The sequence below is a fragment of the Pseudomonas sp. AM14(2022) genome, assembly GCF_036346455.1.
Classification (GTDB): Bacteria; Pseudomonadota; Gammaproteobacteria; order Pseudomonadales; family Pseudomonadaceae; genus Aquipseudomonas; species Aquipseudomonas putida_A.
In genome coordinates, this window is sequence record NZ_JAOTNY010000009.1 from 117,687 (window position 1) to 135,742 (window position 18,056).

At 65.3% G+C, this 18,056-nt stretch carries 2 protein-coding genes (1 of these 2 only partly in view); both read left to right on the plus strand.

The window, feature by feature from the left end; all coding sequences use genetic code 11:
- Complete coding sequence (locus V3W27_RS18720; RefSeq protein ID WP_330207245.1) at positions 1-13,014, plus strand: amino acid adenylation domain-containing protein; 13,014 nt, start codon at positions 1-3, stop codon at positions 13,012-13,014.
- On the plus strand, positions 13,011-18,056 hold the start of the coding sequence (locus V3W27_RS18725; RefSeq protein ID WP_330207246.1) for a non-ribosomal peptide synthase/polyketide synthase. It continues 12,777 nt past the right edge of the window; 5,046 of the gene's 17,823 nt are visible here — the first part of the coding sequence; it begins with the start codon at positions 13,011-13,013; the stop codon falls past the right edge of the window. Before V3W27_RS18720 ends, V3W27_RS18725 begins: the two co-directional genes overlap by 4 nt.

The following is an 18,056-nucleotide window of genomic DNA, read 5'->3' on the forward strand; positions in this document are numbered from 1 at the left end:
ATGCATTTCAGCGAACTGATGGCTGTTCTTTCCACCCATGCGATCCGCCTTCAACAGGAAGATGAAGACCTGGTCATTCTGGGCAGCGACGACGCGCTGGACGATGCGTTGTGGGACAGCCTCAGCCAACACAAAGCGCAGCTGCTGGAGCTGGTCGCCCGGCACGGTGGCGACTGGCTGAGCCCGGCGTTTCGCATCACCCCGGACATGCTGCCGCTGGTGACTCTGGATCAGCCGACCATCGATCGCCTGGTCGCCAAAGTACCCGGCGGCGCCGCCAACCTGCAGGACATTTACCCGCTGGCGCCGCTGCAGGAAGGCATGCTCTATCTGCACCTGTCGGCGCCCGCCGGCGACCCCTACGTGTCGCAAGCGCGATTCGCCTTCGACAGCCGCGAACGTCTGGAGGCTTTCGCCGAGGCGCTGCAATGGATGATCGAACGCCACGACATTCTGCGCACCTCGTTCGTCTGGGAACGCCTGGACGAACCGCTGCAAGTGGTGCAGCGGCAGGCTCGTCTGCACTGCGAAGAAATCGCCCTCGACCCGGGCTCGGATGTCCTGAAGCAACTGCTGGAGCGCCACGACCCACGGTTCTTCCGCCTCGACATCCAGCAGGCGCCGCTGCTGCGTCTGGTGTACGCCATGGATCCGGCCAACGGGCGCGTGGTCGCGCTGTTGCTGTTCCATCACCTGATCATGGACCACGTCGCGCTCGACGTGGTGCGCCGTGAAACCCGCGCGCATCTGCTGGGCCAGACCGCGCAGGTCGGGCCGCCGGTGCCATACCGCGATCACCTGGCCAAGGCGCGCATGGGCCTGGACGAAAAATCCCATGAAGGGTTTTTCCGCGAGATGCTCGCCGACATCGACGAGCCGACCTTGCCGTGTGGTCTGCAGGATGTGCAGGGCGATGGCCAAGGCATCGAAGAAGCTTTGCTGATGCTCGACACCGATTTCAGCCGGCAACTGCGCGGCCAGGCGCGTCAGCTCGGCGTCAGTGTCGCCAGCCTGATGCACCTGGCGCTGGCGCGGGTGCTCGGCCAGTTGTCGGGCCGCACCGCCGTGGTGTTCGGCACCGTGCTGCTGGGGCGGATGGAGGCGGGCGAGGGCGGCGAACAGGCGCTGGGGATGTTCATCAACACCTTGCCGCTGCGCGTGGATGTCGGGCAGGACGGCGTGCGTGCCGGGGTGCTGGCCACCCATCGACGCCTGACCGCGTTGCTCGGCCATGAACAGACCTCGCTGGCCCTGGCCCAGCGTTGCAGCGCAGTGGCGGTGCCGACGCCGTTGTTCAGCGCGATCCTCAACTATCGCCACAGCAGCAGTGAAGAGATCGCCGAGGTCAGCGAACTGGCCCCCGGCGTGCAAGTGCTGGGCGCCCGCGAACGCACCAACTACCCGCTGACAATAAACATCGACGACCTCGGCGAAGACTTGCGCATCACCGCGCTGGCGGATGCGGCGCTGGGTGCCGAACGCATCGCCGCTTACCTGCACACCGCGTTGCACAGCCTGCTGCAGGCCTTGCAATCGACCCCGGATGCACCGCTGCAACGCCTGAATATCCTGCCGGCGGCCGAGCGCGAATACCTGCTGCACGGGGTCAACTCGCCGTTGCCGCAGTTCCCGGAAACCCCGTTGATTCACCAGCAGTTCGAAGCCCACGCGGCGGCGCGCCCCGAGGCCACAGCGCTGCTGTTCGAGGAGCAGACGCTGAGCTATGGCGAACTCAATCGCCGCGCCAATCAACTTGCGCATCACCTGCTGGCGCGGGGGATTCGTCCGGATCAGCGCGTGGCGATCTGTGTCGAGCGCGGCCCGCAAATGCTCATCGGCCTGCTTGGTATCCTCAAGGCTGGCGCTGGTTACGTGCCGATTGACCCGGCGTATCCGCTGGAGCGTATCGCCTACACCTTGCAGGACAGCGCCCCGGTGGCGGTGCTGACCCAGGCCGATACGCTGGATCGGGTTGGCGCGCTCGAAGTGCCGATCATCGATCTGGACAGCCTGCAGTTGCAGGCTGAACTCAGCAGCAATCCGCAGATTCCCGAGCTGACCCCAAATCACCTCGCCTACGTGATCTACACCTCCGGTTCCACCGGGTTGCCCAAAGGCGTGATGGTCGAACACCGCAACGTGGTGCGGCTGTTTTCGGCGACCCACGACTGGTTCAACTTCAACCCGCAAGACGTGTGGGCGCTGTTCCATTCCTTCGCCTTCGATTTCTCGGTGTGGGAAATCTGGGGCGCGCTGGCGTTTGGCGGCCAGTTGTTGCTGGTGCCGCAGGCGGTCAGCCGCTCGCCGGACGACTGCTACGCGCTGCTGTGCCGCACTGGAGTCACTGTGCTCAATCAGACCCCGAGCGCCTTCCGCCAGTTGATCGCCGCGCAGGGCCGCAGCCCGTTGCAGCACTCGTTGCGCGAAGTGATCTTCGGCGGCGAAGCGCTGGAACCGGGCCTGCTCAAACCGTGGTACGCGCGGGTCGGCAATGCCGGTACGCGGTTGGTGAACATGTACGGCATCACCGAAACCACGGTGCACGTGACCTATCGGCCACTGCAGGCAGCGGACTCGCTACTGGTCGGGCGCAGCCCGATCGGTGTGGGCATTCCCGACCTGCAACTGTACGTACTCGACGCGCAGCGCGAACCGGTGCCGGTCGGCGTGATCGGCGAGTTGTACGTCGGTGGCGCCGGGGTTGCCCGGGGTTACCTCAACCGCGAGACGCTGACCGCCGAGCGCTTTATTGCCGACCCGTTCAGCGGCCGTGCCGAGGCGCGCCTGTACAAGACCGGCGACCTCGCGCGCTGGTCAGCGGATGGCAGCCTCGAATACCTCGGGCGCAACGACGATCAAGTGAAGATCCGTGGTTTCCGCATCGAACTCGGTGAAATCGAAGCTCGCCTCGCCGCCTGCGCCGGGGTGCGCGAAGCGCTGGTGATCGCTCGCGAAGACAGTCCCGGTGACAAGCGTCTGGTCGCCTACTGGCTGGCCGCCGAAGGCGCTGAGCCGAGCGCCGCGCAATTGCGCGACGCGTTGCTGCAATCGCTGGCCGACTACATGGTGCCGAGCGCCTTTGTGCGCCTCGACGCCATACCGCTGACCACCAACGGCAAGCTCGATCGCAAAGCCTTGCCGCAACCGGACAGCGATGCGTTCGCCCGTCGCGGTTTCGAAGCCCCAGTGGGGGAAGTCGAAACCCTGATTGCCGGGATCTGGCAGACCCTGCTCGGTGTCGAGCAGGTCGGGCGGCACGACAATTTCTTCGAACTCGGCGGTCATTCGCTGTTGGCGGTGAAACTGATCGAACGCATGCGCCAGCACGACTTGCAGTGCGACGTGCGCGTGCTGTTCGGCCAGCCGAGCGTTGCGGCACTGGCGGCGACCTTGAGTCACAGTCACGCCCTGCGGGTGCCGGACAATCTGATTGCCGCCGATTGCACGCGGATCACCCCGGACATGCTGCCCTTGGCCACGCTGGATCAGGCCGCCATCGACCGCGTGGTCGCCAGCGTGCCCGGCGGCGTTGCCAACGTGCAGGACATTTACGGCCTGGCACCGCTGCAGGCGGGGATTCTCTACCACCATCTGGCGACCAGCGCCGGTGATCCCTACGTATTGCAGGCGCAATTCGCCTTCGCCGGTCTGGCGCAGATCAAGGCCTTCGTCCGTGCGTTGAATGCGGTGATTGCGCGTCACGACATTCTGCGCACCAGCGTGTTCTGGGAAGGGCTTGAAGAGCCGGTGCAAGTGGTCTGGCGCGAGGCGCCGCTGGCGCTGGAACGGGTCGATGCCGACCTGCTTGAGGGCGATGTGCTGGAGCAGATGCAGGCGCGGTTCGATCCACGGCACTACCGCCTCGACCTGCGCCGGGCGCCGCTGATGCGTCTGGCCTACACCGAAGACCGAGCACAGCAGCGCTGGGTCGGCATCCTGTTGCTGCACCACATCGTGCTCGACCACACCGCACTGGAAGTGTTGCTCGCGGAAATGAACGACAGCCTGTACCCGAGCGGTGCGGATCTGCCGGCGCCGGTGCAGTACCGTAACTACGTGGCGCAGGCGCAACAGCAGGCCGATACTCAGGCGCATGAAGCGTTCTTCCGCGACATGCTCGGCGACATCGACGAGCCGACCGTGGCCTTCGGTGTGCACGACGTACATGGCGACGGCAGCAGCATTATCGACAGCGAGCAGGTGCTCGACGCCGGCGTAGCCGAGCGGTTGCGCCAGCAGGCGCGCCGCCTCGGTATCAGCGCCGCCAGCCTGGTGCACCAGGCCTGGGGCCAGGTGCTGGCGCAGGTTTCGGGGCGCGAAGAGGTGGTGTTCGGCACCGTGCTGCTCGGGCGCATGCAGGGTGGCGAGGGCGCCGATCGCGCACTCGGCATGTTCATCAACACCTTGCCGTTGCGGGTCAGTGTTGGCGCGACTGCGGTGGAGCAAGGCGTGCGCGCTACTCATGAGCGATTGGCGCAACTGCTGGCGCATGAGCAGGCCTCGCTGTCGCTGGCCCAGCGTTGCAGCGGTGTTGCCGCATCGCTGCCGCTGTTCAGCAGCTTGCTCAACTATCGCCACAGCACGGCCGAACCGGCAGGCGTGGCCTGGGACGGGATCGAGATTCTCAGCTCGCGCGAGCGCAGCAACTATCCGCTGGTGGTCAGCGTCGATGACCTCGGCACAGGTTTCCGCCTGAGCGTGCAGGCGGTTCCGCAAGTGGATGGCGCGCGGGTTTGCGATTACCTGCAGACCGCGCTGCACAATCTGCTTACGGCGCTGGAGCACAATCCGGCCACGCCGCTGCGGCAGATCTCGGTGCTGTCACCGAGTGAACGGCAGCGGGTCCTGGTCGGCTTTAACATCACCGGTCGCGACTACCCGCCGGCGCAAACCGTGCAGCGTTTGTTCGAGGCCCGGGCGGCCGCGCACCCCGAGGCATTGGCGGCGGTGCAAGGTGCGCAGCAGTTGCGCTATGGCGAGCTCAATCAGCGGGCCAATCGTCTGGCGCATCACCTGATCGGCCTTGGCGTGCAGCTCGATGACCGGGTTGCCCTGTGTGCCCGGCGCAGCCCGGACATGCTGGTCGCGCTGCTGGCGATCCTCAAGGCCGGCGCCGGTTATGTGCCGGTCGATCCGGCGTATCCGGCGGAACGCATCGCCTACCTGTTGCAGGACTGCGCCCCGGTGGCGGTGGTGGCGCAGGCGTCGACTCGCGATCTGCTCGGTGGCGTGCCGGTCATCGATCTGGACAACGACCTCTGGCAGCACCTGTCGGATGCCAATCCGCAGGTGCCGGCATTGACGCCGAAGCATCTGGCGTACGTGATCTACACCTCCGGCTCCACCGGCCAACCGAAAGGGGTGATGGTCGAACATGCCACCCTGGAAAACCTCGTGCACTGGCACGCTGAAGCCTTCGACTTGCAGGCCGGCAGCCAGACCGCGAGCGTCGCCGGCTTCGGTTTCGATGCCATGGCCTGGGAAGTCTGGCCGGCACTGTGTGTTGGCGCGACCTTGCACCTGCCGCCGCCGTCGATCCGCAACGAGCACCTCGACGAGCTGCTCGACTGGTGGTGCGCGCAGCCGTTGCAGGTCAGCTTCTTGCCGACGCCCGTGGCCGAATACGCGTTCAGCCGTCAATTGCAGCACCCAACCTTGCGTACGCTGCTGATCGGTGGCGACCGACTGCGTCAGTTCAGTCGTGCGCAAACCTTCGACGTGATCAACAACTATGGCCCGACCGAAGCCACGGTGGTCGCTACCTCGGGTCGGGTCGAACTGGATCAGCCGCTGCATATCGGCCGCCCGATCGCCAACGCCAAAATCTATGTGCTGGACGCCGAGCAGCGCCCGGTGCCGGTGGGGGTGGCGGGCGAGCTGTATGTCGGCGGGGCGGGCGTGGCGCGCGGCTATCTGAATCGCCCCGAGCTGACCGCTGCGCAGTTCCTCTTCGATCCGTTCAGCGATGAGCCGCAGGCGCGCATGTACCGCACCGGCGATCAGGCGCGTTGGCTGGCTGACGGCAATATCGAGTACCTGGGGCGCAACGACGATCAGGTCAAACTGCGTGGCGTGCGAATCGAACTCGGTGAAATCGAAGCCGCGCTCGGCAGCCACGCTGCGCTGCAAGAGGCGGTGGTGCTGGTTCGCGATGGGCGGCTGATTGCGTGGTTCACCGAGCGCACGGCGGTCGATATTCAGCAGTTGCACACGCATTTACAGGCACGCTTGCCGGATGCGCTGCTGCCGGCGGCTTACGTGCGGCTGGACGCATTGCCGTTGACCGCCAACGGCAAGATCGACCGCAAGGCCTTGCCGGAACCGGAGCAGGGCGCGTGGCTCAGCCGCGAATATGAAGCGCCACAGGGTGCGCTGGAAACCGCGCTGGCGCAGATCTGGATCGACGTGCTGAAAGTCGAGCGGGTCGGGCGTCACGACAACTTCTTCGAATTGGGCGGGCATTCGCTGCTGGCGGTGAGCCTGATCGAGCGCATGCGCCAGATCGACCTCGCGGCCGACGTGCGCGTGCTGTTCAATCAGCCGACCCTGGCCGCATTGGCCGCCGCTGTGGGCAGCGGTCGCGAAATCGAGGTGCCGGCCAACCGCATTCCGCCGGGCTGCACGCACATCACTCCGGACATGCTCAGCCTGACTGAACTCGATCAAGCGAGCATCGAGCGCATCGTCGCCACCGTGCCGGGCGGGGCCGCCAACGTGCAGGACATCTATCCGCTGGCACCGTTGCAGGAAGGCATTCTTTACCACCACCTGAGCGCCGAACAGGGCGATCCGTACCTGCTGCAATCGCGGCTGATCTTCGACAGCGTCGAGCGCTTGCGCACCTTCAGCCAAGCCTTGCAGCAGGTCATCGCGCGCCACGACATTCTGCGCACCAGTATGGTCTGGGAAGGGCTGGCGAGTCCGCAGCAAGTGGTCTGGCGTCAGGCGCCGCTGGTGGTGCAAGCGGTGCCGCTGGACCCGGCGCAGGGCGACGTTCTCGAACAGTTGCACGCGCGGTTCGATGCCCGGCACAACCGCCTCGACCTGAGCCAGGCGCCGCTGATGCGCATCGTCTATGCCGAAGACCCGGCGCAGCAACGGGTGGTGGCGATCATCCTGTTCCAGCACTTGATTCTCGACCACACCGCCATGGAAGTGGTGGGCCAGGAAATGCGTGCTTTCATGTTCGATCAGGCTGACAGCCTCGGCACGCCGATGCCGTATCGCAACTACGTGGCGCAGGCGCGTCTGGGGGCCAGCGAGCAGGAGCACGAAACGTTCTTCCGCGACATGCTCGGCGATATCGACGAACCGACCCTGCCGTTCGGCCTGCACGATGTGCAAGGCGATGGCGGCGACATCGAGGAGGCGCAGCAAGCCGTCGATGCCGGGTTGACCCTGCGCCTGCGGGAACAGGCGCGGCAGTTGGGTGTCAGCCCGGCGAGTCTGATGCACCTGGCCTGGGCGCAGGTGCTGGGCGTGCTTGCCAACCGCCGCGACGTGGTGTTTGGCACGGTGCTGTTGGGGCGTTTGCAGGGCGGTGAGGGCGCGGATCGCACCCTCGGCGTGTTCATCAACACCTTGCCGCTGCGGGTGGATGTCAGCGAAGGCGTGCGCGCTGCGGTCAAGACTACCCACGCACGGCTGACCGCGTTGCTGGCCCATGAACACGCGCCATTGGCGCTGGCCCAGCGTTGCAGCGCGGTGTCCGGGGCGCCGCTGTTCAGCGCACTGCTCAACTACCGGCATACCGCTGCCGAAGCGCAGCCGCGTGACGGTCAGGGCATCTGGGAAGGCGTGCAATTGCTCGGCGGCGAAGAGCGCAGCAACTATCCGCTGACTCTCAGCGTCGACGATCTCGGCGAAGACTTTTCCCTGTCCGTGCTGGCGTTGGCGCAGATCGGCGCGCAACGGATCTGCGGCTACATGCACACCGCGCTGGAACATCTGGTGCACGCACTGGAGCAGACGCCACAGCGTGCGCTCAACCGTTTGCCGATTCTTGCGGTCGAGGAATACGAAGGCCTGGTGGTCGGTTTCAACCCGACGGCGACGGCATACCCGCGCGGTGCAACGATTCAGGCGCTGGTACAAGCGCAGGCCGAGCAGCAGCCGCAGGCATTGGCGGTGGTGCAGGGAACGCAGCAACTGACCTACGCGCAACTCAATCAGCAGGCCAATCGCCTGGCGCATCACCTGCTCGGCCTCGGCGTGCAGCCGGACGACCGGATCGCCGTGTGCCTGCAACGCAGTCCGCAGATGCTGGTGGCGTTGCTGGCGATTCTCAAGGCCGGCGCCGGTTACGTGCCAATCGACCCGACGTACCCGGCGGAGCGCATCGCCTACCTGTTGCAGGACAGCGATCCGGTGGCGGTGCTGGCGCAGGGCGCGACCCGCGAACTGCTGGGCCGGGTGCCGGTGATTGATCTGGACAACGCCCTCTGGCAACACCTGCCGGCTACCAATCCGCAACTGCCGACGCTGACCCCGGTGCATCTGGCCTACGTGATCTACACCTCGGGTTCGACCGGCCAGCCGAAAGGCGTGATGGTCGAACACGCGACCCTGGAAAACCTTGTGCACTGGCACTGTGAGGCGTTCGACCTGCGCGCCGGCAGCCACACCGCCAGCGTCGCCGGTTGCGGTTTCGACGCGATGGCCTGGGAGGTCTGGCCGGCGCTGTGTGTCGGCGCGACCCTGCACCTGCCGCCGCCGTCGATCAGCAACGAACACCTCGATGACCTGCTCGACTGGTGGCGCGCGCAGCCGTTGCAAGTGAGCTTCCTGCCGACGCCGATTGCCGAATACGCCTTCAGTCGTGAGTTGGGTCACCCGACCTTGCGCACGCTATTGATCGGTGGCGACAAGTTGCGGCAGTTCTCGCGTGGGCAGACGTTCGACGTCATCAACAACTACGGCCCGACCGAGGCCACGGTGGTCGCGACTTCCGGACAAATCCATGCCGGACAGCTGCTGCATATCGGCCGGCCGATGAGCAACGCCAGGGTCTACCTGCTCGACGGTCAGCAACGTCCGGTGCCGGTTGGCGTGGCGGGCGAGTTGTACGTCGGTGGCGCGGGTGTGGCCCGTGGTTATCTGAACCGCCCCGAGCTGACCGCCGAACGCTTCCTCGAAGACCCGTTCAGTGACGAACCGCAGGCGCGCATGTACCGCACCGGTGACCTCGCGCGCTGGCTGGCCGACGGCAATATCGAGTACCTGGGGCGTAACGACGATCAGATCAAACTGCGCGGCGTGCGGGTGGAACTGGGTGAAATCGAAGCCGCGCTGTCCAGCCATGCGGCGGTGCAGGACGCGGTGGTGCTGGTGCGCGAGGCGCGGTTGATCGCCTGGTTCACTGCCCGCGCAGCGGTCGATATCGAAGAGCTGCGTGCGCATCTGCAAGCGCGTCTGCCGCAGGCACTGGTGCCGGCAGCCTACGTCCGGCTTGAGGCGCTGCCGCTGACCGCCAACGGCAAACTCGACCGCAAGGCCTTGCCCGAACCGGATCAGGACGCCTGGCTCAGCCGCGAATACGCAGCCCCGCAAGGGCCGGTGGAAACCGCGCTGGCGCAGGTCTGGGCCGAGGTGCTGCAAGTCGAACAGGTCGGGCGGCACGACAACTTCTTCGAACTGGGCGGGCATTCGCTGCTGGCGGTGACCCTGATCGAGCGCATGCGTCAGCTCGGCCTGAGCACCGACGTGCGCGTGCTGTTCAGCCAGCCGACCCTTGCCGCGCTGGCCGCCGCAGTGGGCAGCGGTCGCGAAGTCGCGGTGCCGGACAACCTGATTCCGTTTGGTTGCACGCATATCACTCCAGACATGCTGACCCTGCTGCAACTGGATCAGCAGAGCATCGAGCGTATCGTCGCCACGGTGCCGGGCGGTGCCGCCAATGTGCAGGACATTTATCCGCTGGCGCCGTTGCAGGAAGGCATTCTTTATCACCACTTGAGCGCCGCGCAGGGCGATCCGTACCTGCTGCAATCGCGCCTGGCATTCGACAGCCTTGAACGCTTGCAGGCCTTTGCCGCCGCGCTGCGTCAGGTCATGACTCGCCATGACATCCTGCGCACCGGAGTGGTCTGGGAAGGGCTGGCGACGCCGGTGCAAGTGGTCTGGCGTGAAGCCGAGCTGCCGCTGCAGGAGGTTGCATTCGATCCGGCGGGCGGTGATGTTCTGGCGCAGTTGTATGAGCGCTTCGACGCGCGGCATTACCGCATCGACCTCAGTCAGGCGCCGTTGATTCGCCTGGTCTATGCACAAGACCCGGCCAATGATCGAGTGGTCGCCATGCTGCTGTTCCATCACATCGCCATGGACCACACGGCGCTGGAAGTGGTGCAGCAGGAACTGCAGGCGCTGCTCTTCGGTCACGGCGAAGCCCTGATCCCTGCCGTGCCGTATCGCAATTACGTGGCGCAGACCCGGCTGGGCGTCAGCGAGCAGGAGCATGAAGCGTTCTTCCGCACGATGCTCGGCGAGATCGATGAGCCGACGCTGCCGTTCGGTCTGCTGGATGTGCACGGTGACGGCCATGACATCGAAGAAGTCCGTCAGCGCGTGCCCGAAGCCTTGGCGCGGCGCCTGCGCAGCCAGGCGCGGCAGCTGGGCGTGAGCGTCGCGAGCCTGTTCCATCTGGCGTTTGCCCAGGTATTGGCGGCGACTTCCGGACATAAGCGCGTGGTGTTCGGCACCGTGCTGCTGGGGCGGATGCAGGGCGGTACCGGCGCTGATCGCGGTCTGGGGATGTTCATCAATACGCTGCCGCTGCGGGTGGATCTGGGTGATGTTTCGGTGCGTGCCGGGGTGCGCGCCACCCATGCGCAACTGACCGCATTGCTCGGCCATGAGCATGCATCACTGGCGCTGGCTCAGCGCTGCAGCGGGGTGGCCGCGCCGTCGCCGCTGTTCAGCGCGATGCTCAACTACCGGCACAGCGTCAGTGCAGAACAGTTGCAAGCCAATCGCCTGGCCTGGCAAGGCATCGAAAACCTGTCCAGCGAGGAGCGCACCAACTATCCGCTGAGCGTCAACGTCGATGACCTGGGCGAGGATTTTGATCTCACGGCCATGACCCCTTCGCCGATCGGCGCGGCGCGGGTGTGTGGCTACATGCAGCAGGCGTTGGCGGGGCTGGTCGAAGCGCTGGAACAGACACCGCAGCAGGCGTTGAATCGCCTGCCGGTGCTGGCGGATGCCGAGCGCCAGCAGTTGCTGTTCGGCCTCAATGCCACGGACGTCGATTACGACCTTGAGCAGACCATTCATGGCTTGTTCGAAGCGCAAGTGACGCGTACGCCGCAGGCACCCGTCGTGGTCGCGGGTGAGCAGCAACTGAGCTACGCCGAACTCAACGCCCGAGCCAATCAACTGGCGCGGCACCTGCGCGAATTGGGTGTAGGGCCGGATGCGCGGGTGGCTATCTGCGTCGAGCGCGGTCTGGACATGGTGGTCGGGCTGCTGGCGATCCTCAAGGCTGGTGGCGGTTATGTGCCGCTGGATCCGGCGTATCCGCTGGAACGTCTGGCTTACATGCTGGAAGACAGCGCGCCGCTGGCGGTGCTGGTGCAGGGGACGACGCGTTCGTTGCTCGGTCACGTTTCGGTGCCGGTGATCAATCTGGATCAGCCGCACTGGCAAGCGCTGGCGACGGATAATCTTTTGGTAACCGAACTGACCCCGCAGCACAGCGCCTACGTGATCTACACCTCCGGCTCCACCGGCCAGCCGAAAGGCGTGATCAACGAACACAGCGGAGTGGTCAACCGTCTGCTGTGGATGCAGGACGCTTACCAACTGAGTTCCACTGACACTGTGCTGCAAAAGACCCCGTTCAGCTTCGACGTCTCGGTCTGGGAGTTCTTCTGGCCGCTGATGACCGGCGCCCGACTGGTCATGGCCCGGCCCGAGGGACACAAGGACCCGCTGTATCTCAGCGACATCATCGAACGCGAACACATCACCACGCTGCACTTTGTCCCGTCGATGCTCGACGTGTTCCTCGCTCACTCCGACACCGCACGTTGCAGCAGTCTGCGGCAAGTCATGTGCAGCGGCGAAGCCCTGCCGGGCAGTGTGGTGCGGCGCTTCAAACAGCAACTGCCGGGCAGCCAATTGCACAACCTTTACGGCCCGACCGAAGCCGCGGTGGACGTGACCGCGTGGAACTGCGCCGGGCCGCTGGAAAGCACCCCGGACAACACGCCGATCGGCAAACCGATCGCCAACACCCGCATGTACATCCTCGATGCCCAGCAACAACCGGTGCCGCACGGCGTGCTCGGCGAGCTGTACATCGGTGGCGTGCAGGTCGCACGCGGTTATCTGAATCGCCCGGAACTAAACGCCGAGCGCTTCCTCAATGATCCGTTTCAGAGCAACGGGCGGATGTACCGCACCGGCGACGTCGCCCGCTATCTGCCGGACGGCAATATCGAATATCTGGGCCGTAACGATGATCAGGTGAAGATCCGTGGCCTGCGCATCGAACTCGGTGAAATCCAGGCACGCCTGACCCAGATCGATGGCGTGCAGGAAGCCGCCGTACTGGCCCGCGAAGATGCATCCGGCGACAAGCGTCTGGTGGCGTACTACACCGGAGCACGCCTGGAAATCGACGTGCTGCGCAGCCACTTGCTGGAGCATCTGCCGGACTACATGGTGCCTGCGCTGTTCGTGCATCTCGATGCATTGCCGCTGAGCCCCAACGGCAAACTCGACCGCAAGGCGCTGCCGGCGCCGGATCAGGCGGCATTGCCGGTGCGCGAATACGAAGCCCCGGTGGGCGACGTCGAAATCACCCTCGCACGGCTCTGGGCCGAGTTGCTCAACGTCGAGCGGGTAGGGCGCCACGACCATTTCTTTGAACTGGGTGGTCACTCGCTGCTGGCGGTCAGTCTGATCGGCCGGCTGCGTCAGGAAGGCATGGAAGCCGATGTCAGGTCGCTGTTCGAACATCCGACCCTGGCCGGCTACGCCGCAATTACCGAACGAATGGAGATCGTCCTGTGAACGTGATCGAACTGTTGGCCACATTGAAGGCTAAAGATATCCAGCTGGCGGTCGCGGACGACCAATTGCGGGTCAATGGCAACAAGCAGGCGTTGAACGACCCGGCGTTGCTGGCGCTGTTGCGCGAGCACAAACCGGCGCTGATCGAACTGATCAAGGCCGGGCAGTACTCGGCCAGCAAGCATGGGCAGGTCGAAGTGCCGGCCAACGGAATCGTTGCAGGCACCACGCACATCACCCCGGCGATGCTGACGCTGGTCGAGCTCGACCAAACCACCATCGACCACCTCGTCGCACAAGTCCCTGGCGGCGCGGCCAACGTGCAGGACATCTACCCGCTGGCGCCGCTGCAGGAAGGCATCCTGTATCACCACGTGAGTGGCGGTGACGGTGATCCGTATGTCATGCAATCGCATTTCGCCTTCGCCAGCCGCGAGCGTTTTCAAGCGTTCGCTCAAGCGCTGCAAGCGGTGATCGATCGCCATGACATTCTGCGCACCGCTGTGCATTGGGCAGGGCTGGACGCGCCGGTGCAGGTGGTCTGGCGTCGGGCCGAACTGCCAGTGGAAGAGGTGACGTTGCCTGATGCAAATGGCGACGTGCTGGCGTATCTGCATGAGCGTTTCGACGCCCGGCACTTCCGCCTCGACGTTACCCTGGCGCCACTGATGCGTCTGGCCCACGCCTGGGATGAAGCCGGGCAACGGGTGATCGCCACGCTGCTGTTCCATCACATGGCCCTCGACCACTCGGCCCTCGACGTGGTGCGCCACGAAATGCGCGCCTGCCTCACCGGGCAGCGTGAACTGCTCGGGCGCCCGGTGCCGTTTCGCAACTACGTGGCGCAGGCGCTTCTGGGTGTCAGCGAGGCCGAGCACGAGGCGTTTTTCCGCGAGATGCTCAGCGACATCGATGAACCGACGCTGCCTTACGGCCTGCAGGATGTGCAAGGCGACGGCAGCGAAATCGTCGAACTCAGTGTGCCGGTCGCGGCGCTGTTGGGCCAGCGTCTGCGGGCGCAGGCACGGACGCTCGGCGTCAGTGTCGCCAGCCTGTTCCACCTCGGCTGGGCGCAGGTACTGGCCGCGCTGACCGGCAAGCAGCAGGTGGTCTTCGGCACGGTGCTGATGGGTCGCATGCAAGGCGCCGAAGCGATTGACCGGGCGCTGGGAATTTTCATCAACACCTTGCCGTTGCGGGTGAACATCGACGGCCAGGATGTGCGCGCGGCAGTCAACGCCACCCACGCCCGGCTGACCACGCTGATGCGTCACGAACACGCACCGCTGGCTCTGGCTCAGCGCTGCAGTCACGTTCTGGCGCCGACGCCGCTGTTCAGCACGCTGCTCAATTATCGCCACAGCCACAACGTCGCCACCGCCAGTGCCGAAACCCTCGCGGCGTGGGACGGTATCTCCACGTTGCATTCCGAAGAGCGCAGCAACTATCCGTTGACGATGAGTGTCGATGACCTCGGTGATGCATTCAGCCTGACCCTGCTGGCCAGCACCCAGACCGATCCGCAGCGTATCTGCGATTACCTGCACTGCGCGCTGGAAAACCTCGTGCTCGCGCTGGAGCAGGCGCCGCAGACACCGATCAACCAACTGCCGATTCTGCCGGCGGCGGAGCTTGAACAGGTGCTGCTCGACTTCAATGCCACCCATGTGGATTTCCCGGCTGCACAGACCATCCAGCAACGTTTCGAGGCACAGGTGGCCGAGCGGCCTGAGGCGCTGGCGGCAGTGTTTGCCGATGCGCATTTGACCTACGCCGAACTCAATCAGCAGGCCAACGCTTTGGCGCATCACCTGATCGGCCTGGGCGTGAAACCGGATGACCGCGTGGCGATCGTCGCCCGCCGTGGGCTGGACACCCTGGTCGGACTGGTGGCGATCCTCAAGGCCGGCGCCGGTTATGTGCCGATTGATCCGGCGCATCCGGCCGAGCGATTGAACTACCTGCTCGACGACAGCGCGCCAGTCGCCGTACTGACCCAAAGTCATCTGCGCGAGCGACTGCCGGCGCTAAACGTGCCGGTGCTCGACCTCGATCACTGCAACTGGCCGCTGACGGTTACGCAAAACCCGCAGGTACCGGGCCTGAGCTCCGCGAACCTGGCCTACGTGATCTACACCTCCGGCTCCACTGGTTTGCCCAAAGGCGTGATGGTCGAGCATCACACCTTGAGCAATCTGGTCGACTGGCACTGCACGGCGTTCGACCTCTGCGCCGGGCGCCACACCTCAAGCCTCGCCGGCTTTGGTTTCGATGCGATGGCCTGGGAAGTCTGGCCGGCGCTGTGCGTGGGCGCGACCCTGCATCTGGCGCCGACTCACGAGGGCGGCGAAGACATCGATGCCTTGCTCGCGTGGTGGTGCGCGCAGCCGCTGGACGTGAGTTTCCTGCCGACCCCGGTGGCCGAATACGCCTTCAGCCAGAACCTCGAACACCCGACCCTGCGCACGCTGCTGATCGGCGGCGACCGCTTGCGGCAGTTCAATCGCAACCAGCATTTCGACGTGATCAACAACTACGGCCCGACCGAGGCCACAGTGGTCGCGACCTCAGGGCGGGTAGCAAGCGGCGACGCGCTGCACATCGGTAAACCGCTGAGCAATGCCACGGTGTACTTGCTCGACGAACAACAGCGCCCGGTGCCGCTTGGCGTTGCCGGTGAACTGTACGTCGGCGGTGCCGGGGTCGCCCGTGGCTACCTGAATCGCCCGGACATGACCGCCGAGCGCTTTCTGCGTGACCCGTTCAGCCCCTTGCCGAATGCGCGGATGTACCGCACCGGCGACCTTGCACGCTGGCGTGAAGACGGCAATATCGAGTATCTGGGGCGCAACGACGATCAGGTGAAGATCCGTGGCGTGCGCATCGAGCTGGGCGAGATCGAAACCTGCCTCAACCAGTTGCCGGGGATTCAGGAGGCGGTGCTGCTGGCCCGCGAAGATCAACCCGGCCAGCCGCGCCTGGTGGCCTACTTCACCGAGCAGGCGCAGGTCGAAGCGCTGCCGGTGGGCGAGTTGCGCGCGCAATTGCTCAGCCGTTTGCCCGAATACATGGTGCCGACCGCGTTCGTCAAACTCGCCGCGCTGCCGCTGACCGCCAATGGCAAGGTCGACCGCAAGGCTTTGCCGGCGCCCGATCTGGCAGCGCTTTTCACCCGCGAGTACGCAGCGCCCGAAGGCGAGGTGGAAACCGCGCTGGCGCAGATCTGGGCCGACGTGCTGCAGGTCGAGCGGGTCGGGCGGCAGGATCACTTTTTCGAACTCGGCGGGCATTCGTTGCTGGCGATGCGCATGGTCTCGCAAGTGCGCCAGCGTCTGGGTGTCGAGCTGGCGCTGAGCGATCTGTTTGCCAACGCCGAACTGGCGGCGGTCGCGGCAGTGCTGAACGAGGCCGGACGCTGTGCACAACCGCAGATCGTGCCGGTCCCGCGTGACGGCGCGTTGCCGCTGTCGTTCGCCCAACAACGCCTGTGGTTCCTCGCGCAAATGGAAGGCGCGAATACCGCCTACAACATTCCCGTGGCCCTGCGGCTGCGTGGCCGTCTCGACGACGCGGCGCTGCAACGCGCGCTGGCGCGGATCGTCGCGCGCCACGAAACCCTGCGCAGCCGCTTCGCGCAATTCAACGATGAAGCGCAGGTGCTGATTGCCCCGGTGGACACTGGTCTGCTGCTGCGGGTCGAAGACCTGCGTCAGCACCCGCAACCCGAGGAAACCCTGCAGGCGCTGATTCAGGGCGAAGCCTCCGGGCCGTTCGACTTGCAGGACGATCCGTTGATTCGCGGGCGACTGGTACGCCTGGCGGATGATCACCATGTGCTGTTGCTGACCCTGCACCACATCATCTCTGACGGCTGGTCGATGGGTGTTTTGACCCGCGAACTGATGGCGCTGTATCAGGCGTTCAGTCATGGCCAGCCGGATCCGCTGCCGCCGCTGGCGCTGCAATACACCGACTACGCGGTGTGGCAACGGCGCTGGCTTAGCGGCGAAGTGCTGCAACGCCAGAGCGAGTACTGGCAACAGACCCTCGCTGGCGCCCCGGCGCTGTTGATGCTGCCGACCGATCGGCCGCGCCCGGCGCAGCAGGACTATGCCGGCAGCAGCGTCGCCGTCGTGCTCGACGAGCGTCTTAGCGCCGGGCTCAAAGCCTTGGGCCAGCGCCACGGCGTGACCCTGTACATGACGCTGATGAGTGCCTGGGCGATGCTGCTCAGCCGCTTGTCCGGGCAGGCTGAAGTGGTGATCGGTTCGCCAGTGGCCAACCGCACCCGCGCCGAGATCGAAGGCCTGATCGGCATGTTCGTCAACACCCTGGCCCTGCGCATTGACACCTCCGGCGAGCTGAGCGTCGAAGCGCTGCTGGCGCGGGTCAAGGCGCAAACCCTGCAAGCGCAGGCGCATCAGGATCTGCCGTTCGAGCAAGTGGTGGAAATCACCCGGCCCGTGCGCAGCCTGGCGCACAGCCCGTTGTTCCAGACCTTGCTCAGTTGGGATGGCCTCGAAAGCCCGGCGCTGGCCCTCGGCGAACTGACGCTGGAGGGCGTGGCCGAGCCGAGCCACTTCGCCAAGTTCGATCTCTCGCTGAGCCTCAGTGAGTCCAACGGCATCATTCGCGGATCGCTGGAATACGCCACAGCGTTGTTCGACCAGAGCACGGTCGAGCGCTTCGTCGGCTACTTCCAGCGTCTGTTGCAGTCGATGGTCGCCAACGATCAGGCGCTGCTGGAACAGACGCCGCTGCTGGCGCCGGAAGAACAGCAGCGCTTGTTGGTCGAGTTCAATGCCACGGCGGTCGATTACAACCTTGAGCAGACCATTCATGGTCTGTTCGAAGCGCAAGTGGTGCGCTCGTCGCAGGCGCCAGCGGTGGTCGCTGACGAACAGCAACTGACTTATGCCGAACTCAATGCCCGGGCCAATCAACTGGCACGGCACCTGCGTGAATTGGGCGTAGGGCCGGATGCGCGGGTGGCGCTCTGCGTCGAGCGCGGTCTGGACATGGTGATCGGGCTGCTGGCGATC